Annotated in this window: 18 protein-coding genes; 6 read left to right on the plus strand and 12 right to left on the minus strand. The window is 67.6% G+C overall.

The window, feature by feature from the left end:
- Nucleotides 1-8: 8 nt before the first annotated feature.
- Nucleotides 9-803: a cyclase family protein gene (locus ASC79_RS18310; RefSeq protein ID WP_056025834.1), complete on the minus strand. Its 795-nt coding sequence runs from the start codon at nucleotides 801-803 to the stop codon at nucleotides 9-11.
- 248 nt (nucleotides 804-1,051) lie between these two features.
- Here ASC79_RS18310 and ASC79_RS18315 point away from each other — a divergent pair, with 248 nt between their 5' ends.
- Complete coding sequence (locus ASC79_RS18315) at nucleotides 1,052-1,711, plus strand: TetR/AcrR family transcriptional regulator (RefSeq protein ID WP_056025836.1); 660 nt, start codon at nucleotides 1,052-1,054, stop codon at nucleotides 1,709-1,711.
- 9 nt (nucleotides 1,712-1,720) lie between these two features.
- On the opposite strand, the gene ASC79_RS18320 is transcribed toward ASC79_RS18315, so the two are convergent.
- The 3 genes from ASC79_RS18320 to ASC79_RS18330 are packed head-to-tail and all read right to left on the minus strand — an operon-like array spanning nucleotide 1,721 to nucleotide 5,854.
- On the minus strand, nucleotides 1,721-2,314 hold the full coding sequence (locus ASC79_RS18320; protein WP_056025838.1) for a hypothetical protein: 594 nt from the start codon (nucleotides 2,312-2,314) through the stop codon (nucleotides 1,721-1,723).
- 14 nt (nucleotides 2,315-2,328) lie between these two features.
- Entirely contained in the window at nucleotides 2,329-3,627 is a 1,299-nt protein-coding gene (locus ASC79_RS18325) for a Xaa-Pro peptidase family protein (protein WP_056025840.1), read from the minus strand.
- A gap of 34 nt (nucleotides 3,628-3,661) precedes the next feature.
- The gene (locus tag ASC79_RS18330) at nucleotides 3,662-5,854 is read right to left on the minus strand and encodes a TonB-dependent receptor (RefSeq protein WP_056826592.1); all 2,193 of its coding nucleotides are present in this window, start codon (nucleotides 5,852-5,854) and stop codon (nucleotides 3,662-3,664) included.
- Between the two features lie 121 nt (nucleotides 5,855-5,975).
- Here ASC79_RS18330 and ASC79_RS18335 point away from each other — a divergent pair, with 121 nt between their 5' ends.
- The 4 genes from ASC79_RS18335 to ASC79_RS18345 all read left to right on the plus strand — a co-directional run bounded on the left by ASC79_RS18335 (nucleotide 5,976) and on the right by ASC79_RS18345 (nucleotide 10,614).
- On the plus strand, nucleotides 5,976-7,241 hold the full coding sequence (locus tag ASC79_RS18335) for a TetR/AcrR family transcriptional regulator (protein ID WP_056025844.1): 1,266 nt from the start codon (nucleotides 5,976-5,978) through the stop codon (nucleotides 7,239-7,241).
- Nucleotides 7,242-7,434: 193 nt separating this feature from the next.
- The gene (locus ASC79_RS21675; RefSeq protein ID WP_255352757.1) at nucleotides 7,435-7,563 is read left to right on the plus strand and encodes a hypothetical protein; all 129 of its coding nucleotides are present in this window, start codon (nucleotides 7,435-7,437) and stop codon (nucleotides 7,561-7,563) included.
- Between the two features lie 601 nt (nucleotides 7,564-8,164).
- Nucleotides 8,165-9,037 (plus strand): hypothetical protein, encoded by an 873-nt coding sequence (locus ASC79_RS18340; protein ID WP_056826590.1) that lies wholly within the window; start codon nucleotides 8,165-8,167, stop codon nucleotides 9,035-9,037.
- Nucleotides 9,034-10,614, plus strand: a complete 1,581-nt coding sequence (locus ASC79_RS18345; RefSeq protein WP_056025847.1) for a hypothetical protein — start codon at nucleotides 9,034-9,036, stop codon at nucleotides 10,612-10,614. Before ASC79_RS18340 ends, ASC79_RS18345 begins: the two co-directional genes overlap by 4 nt.
- A gap of 215 nt (nucleotides 10,615-10,829) precedes the next feature.
- Here ASC79_RS18345 and ASC79_RS18350 read toward each other — a convergent pair whose 3' ends face one another.
- Both ASC79_RS18350 and ASC79_RS18355 read right to left on the minus strand, forming a co-directional pair.
- On the minus strand, nucleotides 10,830-11,636 hold the full coding sequence (locus tag ASC79_RS18350) for a hypothetical protein (protein WP_156378478.1): 807 nt from the start codon (nucleotides 11,634-11,636) through the stop codon (nucleotides 10,830-10,832).
- Nucleotides 11,637-11,982: 346 nt separating this feature from the next.
- Nucleotides 11,983-13,206 (minus strand): MFS transporter, encoded by a 1,224-nt coding sequence (locus tag ASC79_RS18355; RefSeq protein WP_056025851.1) that lies wholly within the window; start codon nucleotides 13,204-13,206, stop codon nucleotides 11,983-11,985.
- Nucleotides 13,207-13,573: 367 nt separating this feature from the next.
- Between ASC79_RS18355 and ASC79_RS18360 the strand changes: the two genes are divergently transcribed.
- A complete protein-coding gene (locus tag ASC79_RS18360; protein ID WP_056025853.1) occupies nucleotides 13,574-18,748 on the plus strand; it encodes a DUF4347 domain-containing protein in 5,175 nt (1,724 codons plus the stop codon).
- Between the two features lie 133 nt (nucleotides 18,749-18,881).
- Here ASC79_RS18360 and ASC79_RS21205 read toward each other — a convergent pair whose 3' ends face one another.
- The 6 genes from ASC79_RS21205 to ASC79_RS18385 form a co-directional block, all read right to left on the minus strand.
- Nucleotides 18,882-19,022 carry a hypothetical protein gene (locus ASC79_RS21205; protein WP_156378479.1) on the minus strand — a complete coding sequence of 47 codons (141 nt, stop codon included), beginning with the start codon at nucleotides 19,020-19,022 and terminating at the stop codon, nucleotides 18,882-18,884.
- Between the two features lie 63 nt (nucleotides 19,023-19,085).
- On the minus strand, nucleotides 19,086-20,393 hold the full coding sequence (locus ASC79_RS18365; protein WP_082532239.1) for a type II toxin-antitoxin system HipA family toxin: 1,308 nt from the start codon (nucleotides 20,391-20,393) through the stop codon (nucleotides 19,086-19,088).
- Nucleotides 20,390-20,662 (minus strand): helix-turn-helix domain-containing protein, encoded by a 273-nt coding sequence (locus ASC79_RS18370; protein WP_235528823.1) that lies wholly within the window; start codon nucleotides 20,660-20,662, stop codon nucleotides 20,390-20,392. Before ASC79_RS18370 ends, ASC79_RS18365 begins: the two co-directional genes overlap by 4 nt.
- A gap of 704 nt (nucleotides 20,663-21,366) precedes the next feature.
- Nucleotides 21,367-22,611, minus strand: coding sequence for a DUF6880 family protein (locus tag ASC79_RS18375; protein WP_327082820.1), 1,245 nt, complete (start codon nucleotides 22,609-22,611; stop codon nucleotides 21,367-21,369).
- Nucleotides 22,608-23,447 (minus strand): exodeoxyribonuclease III, encoded by an 840-nt coding sequence (locus ASC79_RS18380; protein WP_056025861.1) that lies wholly within the window; start codon nucleotides 23,445-23,447, stop codon nucleotides 22,608-22,610. Before ASC79_RS18380 ends, ASC79_RS18375 begins: the two co-directional genes overlap by 4 nt.
- Nucleotides 23,448-23,584: 137 nt before the next feature.
- Nucleotides 23,585-23,881 (minus strand): hypothetical protein, encoded by a 297-nt coding sequence (locus ASC79_RS18385; RefSeq protein WP_156378481.1) that lies wholly within the window; start codon nucleotides 23,879-23,881, stop codon nucleotides 23,585-23,587.
- Nucleotide 23,882: the final 1 nt, after the last annotated feature.

Below are 23,882 nucleotides of genomic sequence, written 5' to 3' on the forward strand. Positions count from 1 at the left end.
TTGGCCGCTCAGTCCTCGACAAACCCTACGACACGCGCCGGCGCGGCGCTGCATCCGCCGAGCCGCAGCGGGAAGAATCCGACCTTGAAGCCGTGCGCCGGCAGGTCGGCGAGGTTGGCCATCTGCTGCACGATGAACACCTCGCGCTCCTGTCCAGCGAAATGGCCATCCCAGATCTCGCCCGGATTGCCGGTGGCCAGAAACGCCTTGCGCATGACGTGGAACGGCCGGTCCCAGCCAAGCGCGTCAGTGCCCAGCAGCTTGGCCCCCTGCTCGGCGAGGAACAGCGTCCCCTCCCGGGTCATGCCCGGATAGTGGAAGAAACGCGGGTCGGAGACCCCGAACGCTTCCTGGCCGGTGCGGATCAGCACGGCCCCGCCTTGCGGGATCGGGGCGCCCAGCCCGTCAATCGCCCGCTGCAGCGCCTCAATGGTGATCCCCGCGCCGGGCGTCGAGCCGCGCATGTCCAGCACCACGCCGTCGACGTAGAGTTCCTCCAGCGCGATGTCGGTGATGGTCCGCGCCGGCTTGCCTTCCGAGGTCGAACCATAGTGCAGCGGCGCGTCGACATGGGTGCCCAGGTGCGTGGTGATCCGCAGCCGCTCGTCGCCCCACCCCTCGCCGTTCGGCAGGTGATGCTGCTCGCAGCCGAACGCCGCGCACATGATCTTGGCGCCCTCGCCCCAGGGCCGGATCGGTTCGACGTCGGGCACGAGGTTGCCGGCCCAGCCGCGGAACGCCTCGGGGATCCGCTCCAGATCGGCGGGATCGAGAAATCGGGTCAGGTCCACCAACCGGGTCATGCGCGCCCCCGCCGCACCACCGCCCTGCCCCATCCGGCCACCAACCCTGGATCCCGCCTCACCTGGTCCCTCGCATCTGCTCTGCGGGCATACCAATCCGCCCGCCTCAAGTTGTCAATCAACTGACTGATTAATTTCTTTGCGTCATGATCCATCAATCGGTTGACACGCGCAGGACGGCTGGCGTTCGTCGAAACCTGAACGACGGCCATGGATTCGCGTCGGCCGGATCTGGCGAAGGAGAACGGGTGAGAAAGGGCAGCACAGCCGCTCAGGCGGACGGCGACCTGCGCCGAACGGACACCCGCGCCCGGCTGCTGGAAGTCGCCGCCCATCACTTCGCCGAGCACAGCTACCAAGGCGCCAGCCTGCGGGCGATCCAGCGCGAGCTGGGTGTGAACCCCGCCACCATCCACTACCATTTCGGCAGCAAGGCCGACGTCTACCAGGCGGTGATCGCCCAGTTCCTCGACGCCATCCAGACCGAGCGGCTGAAGCGGCTGGCCGACATCGCGCCCGCCGTCACCGGTCGCGCGCGGCTCGAAGCCCTGATGCGCGGCTACCTGTCGCCTCACCTCGAGGTCGCCTCCACACCGGCCGGCTACAACTATGCCCGCATCCTCGCCATGGTGCAGGTGACCGTGCGCGACGAGGCGACCGACATGTTCGACACCGCCGTAGGGCCGGTGCGGACCCGCTACGCCGAAGCGCTGGCCCCGCTGTTCCCGGACGCGCCGCTCAGCAAGATCTACGAGGTGCTCGCCATGGCCGTCGGCCACATGGCCCTGGCCCCGATCCGGCTCGGCAAGGGTAGCCTCAACCGCAAGCGGATGGCGCAGGCCATCGACGACGCCGTGGCCTACACCAGCACAGGCTTCGAGGCGCTCTGCGGCCCCGCCCGCGGCTGAGGTCCGCGCTCAGAGCGGCGGCAGCGTCCCGCCCTCTCCCGTCGCCACCGCATCGACGCGGCGCTGACCGTCGGCCTCCGGCCAGGCGAGGATGAACACCTCGACCCCGACCTTGATGTTCTCCCTGCCCTCGTTGTTGATCAGCACCACCGGCACGTCCTTGGGCGCGACGATCTTCCGCCTGCCGCCCGCGTAGGTCAGCTCGAAGGCCTTGCCTCCCGGCGCGTCCGTCAATGGACCGATGTCGCCCTGGGTCATGGTCGAGCCCGGCGGCCGGTCCCAGGGCTGCTGCCCTTCGCCCATCCGCACGCCCGGCAGGAACATGTGCACCTCGCGGGCCAGGCCGAAGCCCTCTGGCTGCGGCTGCTCGATCACCCCGACGAAGCGGCCGGGCTGCAGGTCCTCCAGCCGGATCGGCCGCATCACCTGCACGCTCCACTCCGGCGCCAGACCCATGTCCAGCCGCTTGCCCGGCGCGACCTCCACCGAGATCGAGTTTTGCGTCAACTCCACGAGCTTGCCGCGGACATTTTCGGGCGGCGCTTGCGCGGCGGCGCTCTGCGCCATCGCTAAGGCGGCCGCCGCGGCGGCGATCTCCGTCATGATGCTGTTCCTTCTCATGGTTGCACCACGCGCAGCTTGCTGACCGGGTATCGGTTGAAGCTCTCGTAGCCGGTCTCGGTGATCACCCCTGACGAGCCGACCCACAGCCCCTTCGGCTGGCCCGGAACGCTGACCCAGGCCTGCACGGTCAGGGTCTGGCGCGGCTGCAGCGCCACATCGACGAACGGCCGGGTGAACGGCTCGCTCAGGCTGCTGGTCATCGCCCCCATCTGCGGCGCGTGGTTCATCGCGCTCCAACCGCCGACCAGCACATTGGCCGGCTGCTCGAACCCGGCGGCGGCGATCGGAGCCAGGAAGGCGTTGACCTCCCGCCCGGTCATTCCCGGTTTCAGGCCCGCGACCAGGTCGTCGTGGACCTTCGCAGCGGTCTCGAACAGCCGCCGGTACTCCGCGGTCGGTTCGCCGACGAAGTAGCTGCCCCACAGCTTGGCCCAATAGTTGCCGTGCCCCAGGCAAAGCTCGGTCATCATCACAGAGCCAGGCGCGATGGGCGCGTCGGTCGGATAGAAGTCCGGATAGAAGCCCTGCGGCACGGCCATCGAGATCGCCCCGATGTGTCCGAACGGATAGGTGGCCCCGTTCTGCGCGGCCAGCACGTCCATCGCTCGGCGGATCGAACGCGACGTCGCGCCGGCGCGGGTCGATGCGAACACCACCTCGTGGGCGGCGTCGGTCAGCGCGCCGGCCGAGCGCATCACCGCCAGCTCCTCGTCGCTCTTGATCAGCCGCAGATCGTCGAACCAGGGGGTGGCGTTCTCCAGCCGCACGCCTTCCAGCCCCGCCGCCAGCCGGTCGCGGCCCTCGGCGAACAGGGTCGGGCCGCTGTGCGCCACCGCCCCTGGTCCGACCAGCCCGACCTTCTTGAAGCCCTTGCCCTTGATCTCGCCGATCGCCCCGCCAAGGGCGTCGCCCCAGCGGATGTCGTCGACGCTCGAGATCTCTCGCGCATTGGGGATGTGATAGGGCACCGCCAGGAACATGGTCAGCGCTCCGTCGGCCGGGACCAGAAGATAAGTCTCGATCACCGCCGCATAGCGCGCCAGGTACTGCAGATTCACCTGGCCGGGACTGTTGCCCACGCCGGTGTGGCCATAGACCAGCAGCGCTTCCAGCCCGCGCCGGCCCATCTCCTCGCGCACCCGCGCCAGTCGCCCGGCCATCTCAGCGTCCGAGAAGATCGGGAAAGCGTCGTTGGCGGCGCCCGGCGGGGGGTTCAGCCCCTCCGCCGCCGCGGTTCCAGCCAGCAGGCTCGCGCCGCCGGCGATGATCGCACCGCGCCGTGTCATCTGCATTCGCCGCCCCGCCCCGCCACAACTTTCCGCCGCATCAGAACCGCCCCGTCAGCTCGAGGCCGATCTGGCGCGGCATGCCCCAGCTGACGAACCGGGCGCCAAGATTGTCGGAGACGCCCATGGTCGACAGGTAGCCCTCGTCGGTCACGTTGGTGACGTAGGCCCGCGCGCTCAGCCGCTCGTCGGGGCTGTCCCACATCAGGCTGAGGTTCAGCCGGCCGTAGCCCGGCTGGCTGTCGGCGTCCTGGTTGAACTCGCGCAGATAGAACCGCGAGGTCATGTAGAGCTCGGCGCGTCCGGTCAGCGTGCCGAAGCTCAGCGGCGCGGTGCGGTACTGCACGCCGATGTTGCCGGAGGCCTTGGGCGAGTAGTTGAGGTAGTTGCCCTCCAGGTCCTGCATCCCCAAGGCCGGGGCCAAGGAGTCGGTGTTGCGGAACTCGCCATAGGTCGACTTCAGCAACGAAGCGTTGGCGTTGAAGGTCCAGTGCTCGTCCGGCGACCAGGCGCTCTCAAATTCCAGGCCGATGACGGTGGCCTCGGGCGCGTTGACGATCATCGCCGACAGCCCGGTGATCTGGGTGATCTGGAAGTCCTGGTAGTCGTAGTAGAAGGCCGTGGTGTTGAGGATCAGCCGCCCGTCCAGCAGCCGGGTCTTCAGCCCGCCCTCATAGGCCAGCAGCTTCTCGGGCTGGTAGCTGTTGCCGCAGCTCGACTGGTTCAGGCCGCCGGACTTGAAGCCCTTGGAGATCGTGAAGTAGGCCGACTTGCGGTCGTCGGCGTCGAGATCGTACTGCACGCCGCCGCGCGGGGTGAAGGCCTCGAATTCCAGCGGCACGAAGCGGTTCAGGCAGCTTGTGAACACCGGGATCACCCCGATTGGCGTGCTCAGCGGCCCATTCTGGTTGGACTGGAAGTTGTCCTGTTCCTCGCGCGAGTAACGCGCCCCGGCGATGACCCGTAGCCGGTCGCTGACGTTGTAGGTGCCGTCCGCGAAGCCGGCGTAAGCCACCGTGTGATAGGGCGCGCCCTGGGTGATCAGCGAGGCCCCCGGCAGCAGCTGCGAGCGCAGCGAAGGCACGTTCAGGCCGAGCGGGAAGCTGTAGCGGGCCTGATTGCTCAGCTTGTCGTCCATCAGATAGAGGCCGGCCAGCCAGTCCACCGGCCCGGTCTTGGCCGACAGGTTGAACTCCTGGGTGAACGTCCGCGACTTGTACCAGTTGCTCAAGGGCGTGGCGTCGAGGTTGGTGCCGTCGGCGTCCATGCTGTTGGTGAAGTCGAACCAGTAGTAGCCGGTGATCGAGCGCAGCGTCGCCTCGCCGAGATCCCAACTCAGGGTCCCGGTCGCGCCATAGGCGGTCGAGTCGCGCTCGCTGGGCCGGTTGGCGCTGGTGCGGTTCGGCTCCAGCGGCACGATGGCCCGAGCCAGGTAGGGGTTGTTGTCCACCGCCAGCGCCGTGGGCTGGTTGTTCAGCACAATGTAGTCGCCGGAACCTTCAACCTGTGCGCCCCAGATCACGAGATCCAGCATGCCATTCTCGGCGACGTCGACCTGGGTGCGGATCCGTCCCGACAGCGTCTTGGCCGCTCCGATGTCCGGATTGCCCGGAACGACGTTCTCGACGAAGCCCTCGCCCATGTCGCGATAGTCGATCGAGACCCTAGTGCGCACCCGCTCGCCCAACGGCAGGTTGACCGCGCCCTGCAGCCGCAGTTCGTCATAGTTGCCATAGGCGACCTGGCCGTAGCCCTCGAACCGGGTCCCCGGCGCGTGGGTAATGAAGTTGACGGCCCCAGCCGTCGCGTTGCGGCCGTAGAGTGTGCCTTGCGGCCCGCGCAGCACCTCAATCCGCTCAAGGTCGTACTGCGGCAACGCCACCAGGTGCGGTCGCGAAAGATAAACACCGTCGACGTGGGTGGCGACGCCGGGCTGCCCGACGCTCTGCCCGACCCCACGGATGAAGATGATGGTCGACGACGCCGAGGTGCCCGCCTGGAAGTTCGGCATCTGGAACTGCAGGTCCTGGACGGTGCGCACCCCGCGCTCGGCGATGTCGGCCGCGCCGATCGCCGCCACCGCGCCGGCCACGTCCTGGATCGACTCCTCACGCTTCTGCGCGGTGACGATCAGTTCCTCGATCATCGTTCCGCCCTGCGCCCAGGCGTTTCCGCCGCACGCCAGAACTGCCGCCACGGCGGTCCCCGCCGCCAGCCCTTTGAGCCTCGTCATCGCTTCCCCCTGCTCCCGGCTAACCCCGGAACTTACATTTTGGTGAAGTTATTTCATCGTTCTGTTAGAGCTTGTCAATGCGTGATGGCAAACCGCCAGCACGCCGCTTAGGAAAGGAACGATGGGGAAGCCGCCGAACGACGCGTCAGTCGCCAGGACCGTCCGCGATGACGGCCGCCGCGAGCGCGTGCTGGACGAAGCCGCTCGCCTGCTGAACGAGGTCGGCGTCACCGGCGACCTTCTGGATCGACTGGCCGCAAATCTGGGCCTGACCCGCGCGGCCCTCTACGGCTACGTCGAGGACCGCCCGGACCTGGTCTTCCGCTGCTACCTGCGCGCCTGCGAGATCATGGAGCAGCGGCTCGACTCGGCGATCGCCGCCGGCGGCGACGCCTTCCAGACGCTCGAGCTTTTCGTGCGCAGCGTGCTCGATCCGTCGTTGCCGCCGATTACCGCCCTCAGCGAGATCGGCTACCTGCGCCAGGACGACGCCCGCATCATCCTTGGCCGTGCCGGCGTCGTCGAGGGCAAGCTGGCCAAGCTCCTGGCCGAGGGCGCCCGTGCGGGTCTGGTGCGGCCGCTCGACCACATGGTCGCGGCCCGCGCCCTGCTCAGCCTGGTCTACTGGCTCAAGCTCGGCCCGCGCTGGCTCTCCGAGGAAGCCAGCCTCCCGGGCGAGCGGCTGCTGGCCGCCGCAGGCCAGATGGTGCTGAACGGCTTGGCCACCGCCCCGCCCTCGCCTCTGCCGCCGCTCGACATCACCCACCTGACGCCGCGAATGACCGAGGCCTTCGACCGGCCTTCGCTGACCGCCGCGCGCCGCGACGCGATCCTGGCGACCGCGTCACGGCTGTTCAACGAGAGCGGGCTGGAGGCGACCTCGATCGACGACATCGCCCAGGCGGTCGGCACGTCGAAGCGTACGATCCTCAACCATTTCAAGGACAAGCAGTCGCTGATCTCGGCGACCCAGCTACGCGGCTACGCCATCTTCCGCGGCATCGCCGAACTGGCCCGCATTCCAGGCGCGAGCGCCGCCCAGTCGATGGCCGCCGGGATCCATGCCAGCGTTATGGCTAGCCTCCATCCGGCCATCGCCCCGCTACGGGTGTTCTCGGGCCTGCCCAATCTCGACGAGGACCAGCGCCGGGCCGCGGCCGACGCCTCGCTCAAGCTGCAGGGAGCCTATGAGATGCTGTTCAGCGCCGGCGTCGCCGACGGTTCTCTGCGTAAAGTGGACAATCGCGTCACAATGCTCGCCCTTGCGGGCGCCTCGGCTTGGGTGTCCCGCGGCGGCGTCGATCTCAACAGGGCTGAGGGTGAAGCTCTCGCCGCCAGCCTCACCGATCTCCTGATGAACGGGCTAAGGGTGCACCATCGGCGCTAGGGTCTCGCAATGATCTCTAGCGCCAAGAGAGAGCCAGGGACCTAGCGGCCGCTTCGCGCCAATTGCGATCATTGGCAACTAGCTGGAAGCGGACTCGTTTGAAGGTCCGCTAGCAGCACCGGCGCGTTCGACCACATTCGATCCGTTGCCGACCTAGCTCTGACCAAGCAATGTCGTTCGCAGGGAGAACGCCGTGGACGAACTGCTCATCGCCGTCTCTCTGATCGGCCTCTTGGCGGGCGCCTCGGTATGGGCCGATCGTCGCTTTCACCACGTTGAACGGGCGCCGATGCAATGGTTGTTTCAAGGACGGGTGAACTAGACGGCGCCTCGCAGACTGGCTCTCGCCTTCACGCCAACGCTTGGGGCTTTAGTCCTAAGTTCGACCGCGATCATGGCCTTCTCGCCGGCCCGCCGCGCCCCGGCGAGGACTTGGGGGCGCCGTTCCTTTGCCTGATCGGCCTCGCGTTCCTAGGAGCACACGGCATGCACCCCTGGCTGATTGAGCGGAGCGTCCGCTAGCCACCACACTCGGCGGCTCGTGGCCTCCGCTTTGGGGCAAAACGCCGGATGCCCGGTTCACGGCATGAGCCGAGACTTGGTGCGCTGGCGAACAGCAGGCTTGCGCCCCCCGCGCGCGTCATCGGTCTCGCCATAGCGGCTCACGCCTCTCCGAGTGACGGAAAACCACCAAGCTGCACGGGCGCTTGCGAAAACCGATGGGTGGGGCTGCCTGAGTCGACGGTTATTTCCACACGACATGCGACTGACCGTGGCGCTTGGCCGACCTCCAGCTACCGCGCAAAAGATCGTCGGCGTACACCCCACCTTCATCTGAGTACGGCGACGTTCGCGTCGATCAGGAGAGAGAGAGAGCGCAAGCGATGCGGCGGAGCTTTTGGACGCAGGTGGCGACCCTAACCTTGGGCGCGCTGATCACGCTCATGGCCGCGGCGCCCCCGGCCGCAGCCAAGTATTACCGTCCCGTTCCCGACGTGCAGGTCTATATGGCCTGTTATCTGCGCGTTCCGGGCGCGTCCACGGCCTACGCTTTTCCGGCCGTGAAGACCAACGGCCTGGAACTGTTCAACCAATTCCGGTTCTTCCTCCTGAATCGCCTGGAGCCACTGTTCCCTCAGCATCGCGATCTGACCTGCCTGTTGGACGACACCGAGGAGCTGGCGCTCAAGCTACGCAGCGAGCAGGGATTGAGTTACCAGGAGCGCCCTTGGCCGCAGGGCCTGCCGGAGGACGCCCGCCCGGTATTCGTCGAAGGAAAAGGCAATGTCCCCCGGCACCAGGCCCCCATGCAGGCCGGCTTCGTGGCCTGCCTGAAAAGCCATGAGAGCGGCGTCTTTGTGACGTCGACCTTCCCCGCCTCAACCACGGACTACAGGCGCAAGATCGACGCTGACGCCAGCGCCCGATGGGGCTCTGCCGAGTATGTGGACTGCAAGACGCGCCCCACGAGAGAGGAGGCGGATCGAGCTGTCCGCGGCGCGTACAACGTCGCGCCCAACGCTTGGCCGCTACCCTGGGCCGCGAGCCCGCAGACCCCGCCGGCGAAGATCGTCACAGCGCCCAAGCCGATCGCAGCGCCCGCCCTCACCCTCAAGACGGACACGGGCCCGCAAGACGCCGCCAAGGCATGGGACGAGAAGGTGAAGAAGACCCTCGCGGCCGAGGCCCAGAAGAAGGTGGAGATGGCCGCCAGACAGGCGCAATCCGACGCCAAGCTAAAGGCCGACTACGAGGCCTTCTTCGCGGAGCGCCGCAAGCAAGGCCGCGCCCAGTGAGCCGCCTCGCCCGCCTCGCAACCCTCGCCGCACTATTCGCCGGCGCGGCCCACGCCCAGCGCCTGGATGTCGATCCGGCGCGGTCCACCAGCTACGACCGGCCGATCACGGCGCGGGTTGGCGAGGTGTTCGCCAGCGAACTCTCCGAGAGTGACATGAGCCCCTTCCCCGGTTGGCGGGCGGAGCACTTCGTTTTCACCGGCAGAGCCGGCGAGACGGTGACCGTGCAGGTGCAAAGTGACATTCCGACCCTGGTCGTCTCACTCCTGCAGGACCGGAAGCGGGAACTCGTCCGCGGGCCCGCGGGCGATGCGCCTCTGCGCGTCGTCCTTCCCCGTGACGGCGCCTATTTCGTGGTAGTCGGCGCCAATGGCCCGCTGCGCAACGGCAAGTACCAGTTGTCCTTCGGCAGCAGCGACCCGGCCGCCGTCCCGGCCCACGCGGTCCTGGCGCCCGCCCCCGCCGCTCAGCGCGTCGACATCACCGCCCAGCCCAACAACTTCGTTCGCCCTTATCCCGTCCATGCGGGCCAACTCATCGCCAGCGAGCTCACCGCCAGCGACCTGGCCTCCGGGGTCGACCGCAGCGCCGAATACATGGTCTTCACCGGCCGCGCCGGCCAAGTGGTCACCGCCCAGGTCCGCAGCGATATCCCGTCGCTGCAGGTGCACATCCGCTCCTGGCGAAGCCGCACTGGGAAGGCGCTTGTCGAAGGTCCGGCCAGGGGGGCGCCGGTCCGACTCGACCTGCCCAAGGACGACGAATACGTGATCGTGGTCCACAGCCAGGGCCCGCAGCGGTTCGGCAAGTACCTACTCTCAATCGGCGATGGCGTGACGACTCCGCCCTTCGATCCGCCCGCCCCCATGCTGGTGGCCGAGGCCGCGCCTGCCCCGAAACCCGCGCCGAAGCCGGCCGATCCTCCCACCGCCTTGCCGCCGCTGCCGGTCATGCCCGGCGTCACCAACGTCCGCGTCGGCGAGACGCTTGCCCGCCCGGCCGGCAAGGCCGGGACGGGCGTCGAGGTCTTCGCTTTCATCGGCGAGTCCGGGTCGATCCTGCAGGCGTCGGCCGCAGGCGCCGGCCGATACGGGCTGACGCTTCATACGCCGGAAGGCGCCGAGATGCTCACCGCCACAGGCCAGGGCGCCGCACGCGTCGAGGCTGTATTACCCAAGGACGGGGTTTACCTGATGGCCGTCGCCAGCGAGGATGCCGCCAAGCCCTACAAGCTGACGCTTGGCTCCGAGTCTCCGGATGCCTTTCTCTGGGCGTTCCGTCATCTCGCCGGTTACGAAGCCCTGGGCGCGAATGGGGCCACGGCCTACTGGACCTGCTGGGTCGTGCCGGGCTCGGTGCTGCAGTACCACCTGCCCAATGGCTCGACCCAGCGGCTCACCGTGAACCGCGGCGGCGCCGGCCGCTGGGACCTCCTCCCGAACGGCGGCTACAATTTCACCACCAGCATCGAGGGCTCGACGTTCGTCCGCACGTCCGAGGGCGGTAAGGTTCAGGCTTGGTCCTTGGACGGGCCCAACCAGCCCCATGGCGCCTACCGCGGCTATCTCTGCCGCTGAGATCGCCCTCGGTCCGCTTTCCACCCTGGCCGATGTCCGCTTCGGGCCTTGTGCCTGACACGTCGGCTTGGCGCCAATAGCGGAAGTTTGCATTCGGCCCGAAAGCGGACTTCACGGTCGCTCCTGCGGACCGTTCAAAACCGGCGCTGTGAGCACCTAACTTTCCGACAGCGTCGCGCCGTTCACTTGATTCGGCCACCTTTCGCCCATCCGAGTCAGAACGCCACGCCTGGCCGCAGAACCAGTTGGAATACGGCCAGCGTCACGCCGAGAGCCAGAACCGGACCGACCAAGCCGGGCTGGCCTTCCACCACACTCTGGGCGTCCGGGCCTTTGATCCCCGCCCCGATGATCAACCAGCCTACACCGACCAGATTCACCACCAAGGGGATGAGCGCCACCTCGACAAGGGGGCGCGGCAGGCGGAACGGGATGATCAGGGCGATCGCGGCCATGGTCACGATCATCATCCCATAGGCGAAGGCCCGCGTTCGGCCGCCTGCGCGAACTCCCAGGTCGCTGGGGCATAAGCGCGCGAGCCAGAGGCCAGCCAACGACATTCCCGCGACTGCGAGGACCAATAGGGCCGCTTTGGCGACCGAGCCCACATTCAGATAGGTCAGCGCGCGGCCCATGTCGTTGCCCTGGAGCAGCGTGCCGATCGCCAGCTGGGTCAGCGCCTGGAAGAGACCCTCAAAGCCCATCCAGAACAGAAACGCCCGCTGCGTGGCGGAACCGCCACGCCACAGGGCCAGGGCCGCGCACGACGCCAGCCCGCTTGCCAGCGTCGCCAGGGCGCCGGTCCCTTGCAAGAGTTCGACGGTCGGCGCCTCGCCGCTCCAGTCGTGATCGTTGTGGTAGAGGATGGGGTGCAGCGCCGGCGTCAACGCCTTGGGCACGACGAGCCACAATTCCTGCCAGAAGAAGGTCAGATTGAAGGCCAGGGCGCAGAGCACTATTGAGCTGATCTGCACCGATGGACCGCTTGCCGACGGCCTTAGCCGCAGGGTCCCGATGATCAACGGAGCCAGTCCTGTCGCCAGGACCAGAAAAAACAGTGTCGTCACAGCCCCCCCAATGGCCGCGCTGCGGGCCCCTGCTGTTTATTGAATTGCGGCCTGCTGTCGACCCACTATGGACTTCAGGGCACGAGGCGGGCCGACGTCATCTTCGTGACCGTTCCGCTCGTAGCGTGGTCAGCGGCGAATGACCGCCTGGAGCCAGCTGCAGACGTTCCCTCCCGTCCAAAAAGCGGGCTTGAACCTCGATCCCAGACTTCCTAAGCCCGCCTCTGGCCCCCTTGCCCCCGCACCCCGTGTCCAGGCCCTGTGAGGACGACTAGGTCGCGCGTCCCCGCCTAGGTAAATCTCACTCCCCCGGCGCCGATGACGGGGCGCCCACACCATCCGCGGTAGGCGCACGGCAGCCGTAGAGGACGAGCGCCAGGGACATCGCCAAAGCGGCCGTTCCGGCGGCGATTGGCCAGCCAAAGGCCGACACTATCGGGCCGCCAGCGGCCGCCCCCAGGCTGCCGCCGACGAAGTAAATGACCATGTAAATGCTGTTAAGCTGCGCCGGTCGGAGCGGGTCCAGGCGCAGCACGTGGCGCTGGTTTGCGACCTGCGCGCTAAAGAGTCCGACGTCGAAAAGCGCCAGGGCAGCCAAGGTTAGGGGCGCGACACCCAGTCCAGCCGCCGCTGCGAGGGTGCAGGCCACGGCAAGGCTGAGGCCGATCATGACGACCATCTTGCTTCCGAAACGGTCCGCCAGACGTCCGGCCCAGGGCGTTGCGGCCATGCCGGCTAGACCGGCAAGTGAGTAGAGACCGACCATTGTAGGCGGGAGGCTATGGGGCGGCAGTGAGAGGGCGAGCGAAACGCCCACCCAGACCAAGCTGAAGGCGAAAAACCATAGTGCGCCGGCGCCGGCCGCGATCAGCAGCCCCGGATATGTGCGTAGAAGCCGGGGCGAAGATACTAGTCCCGACAACCAGGAGCTTGGGGCGGGTTGAACGGAGCGCGGCAGCAGGGCGCGCCCGACGGCGGCGCAGGCCAGGCAGGCTGCGGCGACGAGAACCAACATGGCTCGCCAGCCGACTGCGTCGGTGAGTCCCCCGCCGAGCATTCGGCCCAGGAGGATGCCAGCGGATATACCCGCAGTCACGGTTCCGAGAGCCCGCCCATGGCGCTCGGGTGCAGAGTACTTGGCCGCCAGCGTGCTCATCTGCGCGCCGGTGCTCGCGCAGATTCCCGACAGCAGGAGGCCCGCCCCGAAGACTTCGACTGAGGGCGCGAGAGCCGACAGGGCCAGAGCACTAGCGAGCGCTACGAGTTGCGCTGGGATCAGGACGTGGGCAGGCGTGCGATCGACAAGCGGGACCAACAGCGCCAACCCCAGCATGTAGCCGATGATCGGCATGCCGGCGGCGGCGCTGGTCGCGGCGAGGGACGCGTTCAGGTCCGCCGCGATCAACGCAAGCTCGGGCTGAACCGTATAGCTCGTCGAGGTCGCGACGGCCGCAGCCAAGGCCAGATACAGGATCCTGCCCGTGTCCAGGTTATGCGTGTTCTGAGGGTCATAAGATTGGGTCATTGCGCCGATGTAGCGTCCGAGCCGTGCGCGGGCTGGCGCATTCCGGACGTTGATCGGCCGCGGCGGACTAAGACCTGCCCAGCCCCGTTCGGGGGACGGCGCGGCCCTCATTGGGTCCAGCCGCCGCTCAACGGGAACGACCGCCAGGCGCCACGAGCGGACATTCGCCGCGAGGCCGAAAGCGGGCTCGTTTGAAGGTCCGCTAGAAGGAACGTCGCGATCGGCCGAAGCCCGCCCGTGGTAAGGCTATCTTAATCAGGACGTAAAACCTTGCCGAGGCTGGGGCGCCACCAGCCGTTGTGTTTTTGGTCGGTCTGGGGGACGCGTGCTGAGTTTGGAAGTAGCGGCCGGGAACCGGTCTGAAGTCGTGTTCGTCGATACCCGGGTCGAGGGTTATGAGACCATCGTCACCGGAGTGGCTCCGGGCGCCGAGGTGGTGCTGATCGACGCCAGCGGCGACGGCGTCGCGCAGATGGCGCAGGCGCTTGCGGGACGGACGGACATCACGGCGATCCACATCGTCGGACACGGCCAGGCCGGCGTCATGATGCTGGGCTCGGCCACGCTTGGGGCCGGCGACATCGACGCGTACGCCGGCGAACTGCGCGCCATCGGCGGCGCGCTGGCGCCGGACGGGGATATCCAGCTGTGGGGATGCGAAATCGGCGCAGGCCCTGAGGGCGCAGCCTTCATTCAGGCCCTGGCCGCCGCGACCGGCGCCGACATCGCCGCCTCGGACGACCTGACCGGCGCGGGCGGCGACTGGGTGCTGGAGACGCAGACAGGCACGATCGAGACGTCCGTCGCGATCACTCCGGCAGGGCAACACGCCTTCGCAGGCACGCTGGCCATCGGCAGCGAGAACTTCGACTCGCTGGGACTGATCACGACGTTCGGAACGACGCTGACCGCGGGCAACTGGCAATTCACCAGCGGCAGCGCCGCGGATCACGCCGTAGCGTCCTCACCTGAGTACGCTGTCTGGCTCAACAATGACGGGGGGGCGAGCGACCGCGCGGTCATCCTCAACTACAACGGCGATAACATCACGAACTACGCGATGAAGTCGTCCGACGGGACCAACTTTGCATTGCAGTCGTTCAAGATCGGACAGAGCGCCGGTGCGACCCAGACGCTGACGATCGCAGCCTATTCCAATGGCGTTCAGGTCGTCGCGCCGGAGACGGTCAACCTGGCGGCGTCCGACTCCATTGGGGGCGTCAACTACGCGCTTGGCGGGAACGATGGAAGCGGGGCCTACGGCACGCTTACGTTCAGCAGCGCCTATGCGAACATCGATGAAATCCGCTTCGTGTTCGGCGGCCTTTCGGATCTGCATATCGATGATATCGCCGTCGCGCCGGCCGTCGTAGACGTTACAGCGCCCGTCTTCGTCTCTGCGGCGGTCAACGGCGCCACGCTGGTGATGACCTACAACGAGGCGATCACGCTGGACGCCGTCAATGCGCCGGCCGCCGGCCGTTTCGCGGTTATGGCCGACGGCGCTTCAGTCACCGTCAACTCGGTTACGGTGAACGCCGCGGCCAAGACGGTCACACTGACGCTGCAGAGCGCGGTGACCGCGGGCCAGGCGGTGACGGTGGCCTACACCGATCCGACCGGCGGCGACGACGCCAGCGCAATTCAGGACGCCGTTGGCAACGACGCCGCCTCGCTCCCCGCTACGAGCGTGACCAACAACACCGTGGACCCGCCGCCCTTGGTCAGCGGAAACATCGCCGTACCGGCCGATGGCAGCTATGCGGCCGGACAGACGCTGAGCTTCACGGTCACCTTCACCGAGAACGTCACGGTCGTCGGGACCGACAGCGTGCTGGGCCTGACCATCGGCAGCACCGCGCGTGAGGCGGTGTTCGCCTCCAGCACGGCCAACTCGGTCACCTATGCCTATACGGTGCAGGCGGGCGACACCGACGCCAATGGCGTCGCGGTCGGCGCCCTCAATCTGAACACGAGCACGATCAGGGACGTCGCCGGCAACGACGCCAACCTGGCTCTCGGCGGCCACGTGCCGTCCACCGCGGGCGTGCTGGTCGACACCACCGTTCCTGAAGTGGCCACCGTCAGCGTGCCGTCGGGCGGCACCTATGCCGCCGGCCAGACGCTGAGCTTCACCGTCAACTTCGACGATAACGTCACCGTCGCCGGGACCGACAGCACGCTCGCCCTGACGATCGGCGCCACGGCGCGCACCGCCACCTATTTGTCGAAGACGGCCAACTCGATCACCTACACCTACACGGTCCAGGCGGGGGAAACGGACGCCGACGGCATCACCGTGGGCGCGCTCTCGAAGGGCTCTTCGACCATTCGCGACGCGGCCGGCAACGATGCCGTCCTGACCCTGAACAGCGTGGGCGCCACCAGCGGCGTGCTGGTCGACGCCACCGTGCCGACGGTGAGCGGAAACATCTCCGTTCCGACCGGCGGCATGTACATGGCTGGGCAGACGCTGAGCTTCACCGTCACCTTCGATGAGAACGTGACCTTGAGCGGCTCTCCCAGCACGCTCGGCCTCACCATCGGCGCCGTGTCGCGCAGCGCCGACATCACGGGCACGACGGGCAATTCGATCACCTACAGCTACACGGTGCAGGCGAGCGACTACGACGCCGACGGCATCGCGGTCACGGGCATTTCGCTGAACGGCGGCACGATCCGCGACGGCGCCGGCAACAACGCCGACCTGACCCTCAGCGGCCACCTGCCGTCGCTTGCGGGCGTCCTGGTCGACGGCGGCCCGCCGGCCGTCAGCGGCAATATCGCCGTTCCGGCCAATGGCAGCTACGGCGAAGGCGCCACCCTGACCTTCACCGTCACCTTCGGCGAAAACGTCACGGTCACCGGCAGCGACAGCGTGCTGGGCCTGACCATCGGCAGCATCGCGCGCGAGGCGACGTACGCCTCCAGCAGTGGGGCTTCGGTCACCTATGCCTATACGGTGCAGCCGGGTGAGACCGACGCCAACGGCATCGCGATCGGCGCCGTCAACCTCAACACGAGCACGATCAAGGACGCCGCAGGCAACCACGCCAATCTGGCCCTCGGCGGCCACGTGCCGGCGACCAGCGGCATCCTCGTCGACACGACCGCCCCGGGGGTCGCCAGCGTCAGCGTGCCCTCGAGCGCCACCTATGTGGCCGGCCAGAACCTCGACTTCATCGTCAACTTCGATGAGGCCGTGACCATCGCCGGCAGCGACAGCGTGATCGCCCTGATGGTGGGCTCGACGTCCCGCAGCGCAACCTTCTTTTCGAGCAGCGGCTCCACGGCGACCTACCGCTACACGGTTCAGGCGGGCGACGTCGACGCCGACGGCATCACCGTGGGCGCCCTCTCGAAGGGCTCTTCGACCATCCGCGACTCGGCGGGCAATGACGCCGAGCTGACGCTGAACAGCGTGGGCGCCACCAACGGCGTGATGATCGACGGCACCGTGCCGAGCGTCACCGGTAACGTCTCCGTTCCGGCCAACGACACCTACGTCGTGGGCGAGACGCCGAGTTTCACCGTCACCTTCGACGAGAACGTCACTGTGACCGGGACCGGCAGCACGCTCGGCCTGACCATCGGGGCCACGGCGCGCACCGCGGCGTATGCGTCCAAGACGGCCAACTCGATCACCTACACCTACACGGTGCAGGCGGGCGACAACGACGCTGACGGCATTGTGGTCAACGGCATCTCGCTGAACGGCGGGACGATCCGCGACGGCGCGGGCAACAACGCCAACCTCTCCCTCACCGGCCACATCCCGGCCACGACAGGCGTGCTGGTGGACACCGCCGCGCCGTCCTTCACGAGCGCGACCGTCAACGGCGCCACGCTCGTCATGACCTATTCCGACGCCGGTCTGCTGGATGCGGGTCATGCGCCTGGGGCAGGCGCCTTCACCGTCATGGTGGGCGGCGCTCCGGTTTCGGTGACGGCGGTCGCGGTCAATGGCGCGGCGCACACCGTCAGCCTGACGCTGGCCTCGCCCGTCGCCGCCGGCGCGGCGGTCACGGTCGCGTATGTCGATCCGACCGCCGGCGACGACGTCAGCGCCATCCAGGACGCCGGCCGCAACGATGCAGCGAGCCTCGCCGCCACCAGCGTCACCAATACGACAGCCGCGCCGCCCACGACGCCGCCCACGACGCCGCCGGTCACGACGACGGTGGACGGCGTGCCGGTGCAGACGCAGACCAGCACGGCGTCGGACGGTTCCGTCAGCCAGATCGTGACCGTCCTGGTCGTCCAGCCCGGGCGCGTGGAGCAAGTCGGTAACAACACGGTCGCCGACATCCCGCTGGTGAAGGACGGCGCCGGCCAGGCGCTCCTCGCGCTGCAGGTCCCCGTCGGCTACGGCTTGCAGGCGAGCGGCGCGGCCCAGCCGAAGGCGGCCGGCGATGCGCTGAGCGACCTGATCCGCGAGATCAGGGCGCACACCAACAGCAGCTCGCAGGATCAGGGGCAACTGGGCGGCGCCGGGACGGACTTTGTGAATGGTCTTGGCGCCAGCACGCCCCTGCTGGTGCAGACCATCGTCACGACGGGCGCCGACGCGGCCCCGGGGGCTCAGCCGCTGACGATCAGCGGCCAGCCGCAGGCGCAGGGTCAGCCGCAGACCGCGCTGGTCATCGACGGTCGCTCCAATCCGGGCATCCACATCGAACTGCAGAACGTCGAATTCGCCGCCATCATCGGCAGCGCGACCGTGACCGGCGGAGCGGGCTCCCAGCATGTCTGGGGGGATGGCGCGAGCCAGACCATTTTCCTGGGAGCTGACGACGACGTCCTGCACGGCGGCGGCGGAAACGACACGGTGGGCTCCGCCGGCGGGAACGACGAAGTCTACGGCGACGACGGCGACGACGTCGTGGTCGGCGGCGAGGGCGCGGACTTCGTGCACGGCAACGCCGGGAACGACACCGCCCGGGGCGATGCGGGCGACGACCTTGTCTATGGCGGCAAGGGCGACGACCAGGTGTTCGGCGGCGCCGACAACGACCTGCTGTTCGGCGACTTGGGCCAAGACACCTTGCAGGGCAATACCGGCCACGACACGCTTGATGGCGGCGCCGACAACGACCTTATGTTCGGCGGTCAGAACAACGATCTTCTGCTCGGCGGTGAGGGCGACGATCGTCTCAACGGCGATCTTGGGAATGACACCCTGCAGGGCAATGTAGGCCGCGATACCCTGGAGGGCGGCGCTGGAGCCGATTTCCTCTACGGCGGTCAGGACAATGACGTCCTGTCCGGCGGGGAGGGCGCTGACACCCTGTTCGGCGACCGCGGCGACGATACGCTGATCGGCGGCGCCGGCGCCGACCTCTTCGTGACCGCCAGCGGCAGGGGCGAGGACCAGGTCCTCGACTTCGCCGCGGGCGATCGCGTCGGCCTGCTGGCCGGGACCACCTACAGCGCAGCGCAGGTCGGCGGGGACACGGTGATCACCCTGACTGGCGGCGGGCAAACGACCCTGGTCAATGTCCAGCTGTCCGGCCTGGGCGACGGCTGGATCACGACGATTTAACGCCGCGGGGCGCCTCCGGGGAAGGAAGCCCTTGCTCCAACCGATCTTGTGGGCCGGAAGCGGTCGTTCCCCGCTTCGGCGTTGAGCCCTTCCGAGACATTGAGGGTATCTGTGCCGGCTAGTTCCGACCCGGTCAGCGAATGCGTGGAATGACGATAACAGCGATCGCGCATAGCGCGCCGCATCCAAGCAGCATGCCGCTCACCACAGCCAGCCTACGCAACAGCTCGAGCGCTGGCACATCAGGCAGCGCACCCCAGAACCTGATGGTCATCGAGCCTCTACCGCTCCCCTTTTGCCGCGCTGCGAGCGAACAGGTGCAGGCCGTATGGGCGGCTCAACTCGGATAGGCGCCCATGTCCGCGGCCGGCTCGAGCGCGGCGTCATCACCGTCAGCGCCCTCTTCTTGAGAATGGGCCCCGACCAAGGCCGCACGTTGGCCGATCTCGGCGGCGAGATTGGCGAGGCCGGCGTGTGCACCCGCCGGCATGGCGGCGACCTCGTCGCTCGCGGCCGGAAGCTCCGCGACGATCCGGGCCGTCAGCGCGGCTACGCGCCGGACCGTGGCCGGACCAGCCAAGCCCGCGGCCTCGGCCATTCGCCGCCAATGACGGGCATAGATATGTCGGCCCCGCTGTTGCCCGCCGATATCCTGGGCATGGTTCTGCGTAATGCCGGGCCAGACGAGGCCTGACATCAGGTCGTAGAGCGGCGCCAGGGTTGGTCGGCCCGCGCTGAGCAGGATGGAGTAGTTCTTGGCGTGGGAATCGACATTGCCGATGGCGATGTTGAAGATGACGGCGTCCAACAGGCGGTTGATCTCGCGAGCGGTCATGTGGGCGCGCACCAGATCGAACATTTCCGCGAGCGAGGGCCCTTGGCGGCCAGTGCGGTTATGTTGGTACTTGGCCGCTGGCGGTCGCGCCATCGCCTGGCAGAAGTCCTCCTGGTGGAGGCGCACGATGCGCCCATCCCTGACCTCTCGGTCGTAGCGTTCGACGAGGAGGTAGGAGCGTGCGCCCGCCACCGCGGTGGTGACCGCCGCCACCGGTAGGCCGCAACGCCGCGCCAGCACCATGCAAAGCGCTTCGTTCTGCACGCTGCCAGACAGGCGTGGATTGTCTGGCTTGAGAATGAGCGTTGATGGCGCCCCGTTGATAGGGACCGCCAGGCCCTCGCCGTCGCGTGTGAGCGGCAGCTTCTCCTGGGCGCCGGCGAGGCTCATCGAGACGCCGTCCTCGCCGACCAGAAAGGGCTTGGAGGGAAGTTCCTCGATGATCCGCTCGAGGTCGTCGGGACCTGCGATGCGAACCATGCCCGGCGCCTCGCCGGGTCGCGGCGCGGCGATGGTGAGCGCGCCGGCGAGATCACGACCGGTCTCGGCGATGAGGCCAAGAATATCCTCGCGAGCGACGCCCAACGCCCGTGTCATGGCGCGCAGCGGTTCGCCCTCAGGCAAAAGGTTCATGAGCCAGTAGGCAATGACCTCCGGCGAATGGTCTGCGGCCTTGAGCGGCATGGAAAGTGAGATCGGAAACGCCTCACGCGCCTCGCGCCAGTCGTTCTCGTAGTAGAGCTGGAGGCCCTCGGGACCATCATCCACCGCCGCGATACGCCGATCTTCGATGAAGAACGGCAGAGTCACGGCCGGCCACGCTCAATTGCGATTTCAGCCGCATCGACGACAGACATGCCGGCGGCCTTGGCGGCGGCGAGCGCCTTGCCGAGTTGCGCGGTCGGCTTGCCGGCCTCAAGTTCCACGATGAAGCGTTCGCCAACGCCGATGGCGAGGGCGAGATCGCGCTGCGTCAGCCCCAAACCCTTGCGGGCTCTGCTCAGCGCGGCGCCAAATTCGGCGGCAGTGGTCAGCGGCGTAAACATCCCGATCGGGAAGATACGCGCATCAAATGACACTTAGCAATGCCATTCTTCCCGATCGGGAAGAATTAGCGCTTAGCGAGCTCCACCGAACTCACTCTTCCCGATCGGGAAGAATATTAGATACGAGAGGTGCGCCCTGCGCCCCAGCACGCCATGCCCAGCTTGGCCTCGCTGTCATAGCCATTTGATGGATCGCTCGCTCAGAGGTCCTTCACAAAGGCGATTTGTATTGCATGAGGAGCAGGTTTTCTCAGCCCGAATGTGCTGACTTTGTCATAAGCGTCTCAGGACTAGGGTAGCGGAGACCTGCGACGACCAAGCGACCGGTGCGTCAAGCGGCACATGGCCGACACGAAAGACGACCATCCGCGGCACGATGGTTGGGTGCGACCATGAAGCAGACACCAGCTTAACGCCAAAGCTTGGCGCTTCTATTCAAATTAGATTTAATGGAGGTAGCCGTCGCGAGCGGACCCGGGTTCTTGCCAGTCAGCCCACGCCCACCGACTACAAGCGTTGGGACGACCGGTCGCCCAAACTTAGGCGCGGCGGCGCGCGCGAAATAGAATGCTACGACATCGAGATCGACGACATGGAGCCCGGTCCGCGGCGACGCTTGCGTCACCGCCCCGTCATCTGAACGCCGACAGCGGATGACCGAACAGCGCCAAAAGCTGACCCTTAGAATCGCCCGTCTGTTCAGCTCGCAGCCTGCCTGAAGGGAGCAGACGGTCCTTTCAGATATCTATCGTGTCGGCTTCCGCCGTCAGACGATCGGAAGCTTTGAAGTCCCGGCGCCGGAAGGCCGCCGCGGCGGCCTTGCGCAGCAAGAGATGCGCGGCGCGCGGGTAGCGACGGCGCAGCTTGGCCGCCCACAACTCGGCGTCCTCGCTCCCGACCTCAATCTCGTCGGCGCGCGCCTCGATCATGCTGCTGGCCTCGGGCAAGGCGGGCCAATCCATCAGAAACGCAAGTCCGGGCTCGAACTTCGGGAACGTCGCGGCCAGCGAGAACGCCCGAGCCTCGGCCTCGACGTCGTCGAAATCCGCCAGTCGGGCGATGAAGGCCCTGGCTCTTTCCGGGCTGAGCGTCCGCTCGAACGAAGCCCAGCGAACCTCCTGCGCCTCATCCTCGCGGCCGGCCAGCTCCAGGTACGCGATCCAGGCCGTTTCCCACGCCTCATCGACCCTGGCGGCCTTGCCCGCTGCGCCTTGCGCAGCGCCGCGCAGAACCTCGCCCGCCGCCTCCACCTGCGCGGCGCCGAGCAGGCGCAAGGCGATCCCTGCGGCCACAGGCGGCGATGAACGCGCCTGCGCCGGGAAGGTGCTTGCATAGGCCTCCACGTTCCCCGCCGCGTCGGCCAGCAATCTGATCAGGGTGATCCAACCGGGGCCGGCCCCTGCCCGCTCGCTCAGGAAGCGCAGCGCGTCACCGGCCATCTCGGCGGACGCCTCGTCGAGCAGGCTCGGCAGCCAGGCTTTCCATCCGACCGGGTTCTTGATCAGGCTGTCGACCAGCGCCGCCGCGGCGAGACCGGGCGACACGCTCTTCAACAAGCGGCCGAGGTCCCCGGCCGCACGCGCAAACACCACTTCGAGTTCGTCGCCGCGTTCGCGGTATCTTGCTCCGATGCTCTTGGCCGTATCGGTCAATCGCCAGAGCCGCTCGATGGCGGCGTCCGCGTCCATCGGCGCCAGGCGATCTGCGATCAGCCCGCGAAGCGCGTCGAGATCGCGGATGAACGCCGGGCGCTGGCGCCAGGTGATCTTGCCGCGACTGGTTTCGAATGACGCCAACCGCTTGTCGATTTCCGCCGCCAACGAGGACGGCCCGTGCTCGGCCGCCAGTTCCATACGCAGACGCCGCTTCAGGTCGGGCCTGGTCCCCGCAACCTCGACTAGGATCTCTGCGAGCCGCTCTGCGCCCAGAGCAGCCAAATTCTCCGCTGTGACCGTCCGCCGCTTGGCCGCCGGGCGCTTCATCGCTGCTCACCTTTCCGCGGTGGACGTTTGGGTCTTCCGCCCGGGGATACGCTCTTCCCGCGCTCAGGACCAAGGACCAGCCAGGCCGGCGCATGGTCGCTCGCCCCCTCAAGGCCGCGGACTTGACGATCCACGCCGGCGTCGATCAGCCGGTCGGCCAGTCCGGGCGAGAGCAGCAGGTGATCGAGACGCAGCCCTTTGTCGTTGGGCCAGCGCTGACGCATGTAAGCCCAGAAGGTCCAGAGCGGCCCCGTGGGATGAACCGCGCGCAGCCCGTCTGTCCACCCGGCCTCAATCAGGCCCGAAAACCGGGCGCGCGCCTGGGGGTCGACCAGCGCATCGCCCGCCCAGTGATGGGGCTGGTAGATGTCGGCTTCGGTCGGCGCGACGTTGTAGTCGCCCGCCAGGATCACGGGCGCGCCGGTGGCGAGCAGCGAGGCGGCGTGCGCCGCCAGCCTGGCCTGCCAGGCCAGCTTGTAGGCGAACTTCGGCCCCGGGTTCGGGTTGCCGTTCGGCAGGTAGATCGAGGCGACGAGCACGCCGCTGACCGCCGCTTCGATGTAGCGCGCCTGTCCGTCGCTTGGATCGCCCGGGAGGGACTGGCGCGTCAGGATCGGCGCCCCGCCCCGCGACAGGATGGCCACGCCGTTCCACGTCCGCTGGCCACGCCAGACCGCGCCATAGCCGGCGGCCGCGAGCGCCGCCTCTGGAAAGGCCTGGTCTTCGGCCTTGAGCTCCTGCAGGCACACCACGTCCGGCTGGGCCTGGCCAAGCCAGTCGAGGAGGTTGGGCAGCCGCTTGTTGATGTTGTTGATATTGAAGGTGGCGATCTTCACGGACGCAGCCCGCCTTGCTCAGCCCGCGCGCGACCATCGCGCCGCAGGCGTTGTGATCGCACGCCTGGCGGTGATCGGGCGGTGATGTCCTGGCGACGCCCTCCCGGCGCTGCGGCGACGATGCGTAGGCGCATGCCTCAGAACCTAACCAGGACAAGCGACTGCCAGGCCACCGAGACCAGGCCAAGGCCTGCGCCCACTGCGGCCACTGTTGACGTAAACCGGGCGGGGGCCGCTTCTGGACGCCGCAAGTCCGTGAGCGCGCGCGCCAGGACCCCGCCGCAGAGCGCCAGGCAAAGCAGGCTGAAAACGGCGCCGCCCAGCCGCCAACCCTCGCCCCCGACAAGATCTTCCAGGCTGGCGATCGCGTAGAGTCCCGTGAAGTGGAGCGCCCATACCCCGAGGCCTGCGAGCATCATGACGCCGGTACGCACG

This window comes from Phenylobacterium sp. Root1290, assembly GCF_001425305.1.
Classification (GTDB): domain Bacteria; phylum Pseudomonadota; class Alphaproteobacteria; order Caulobacterales; family Caulobacteraceae; genus Phenylobacterium.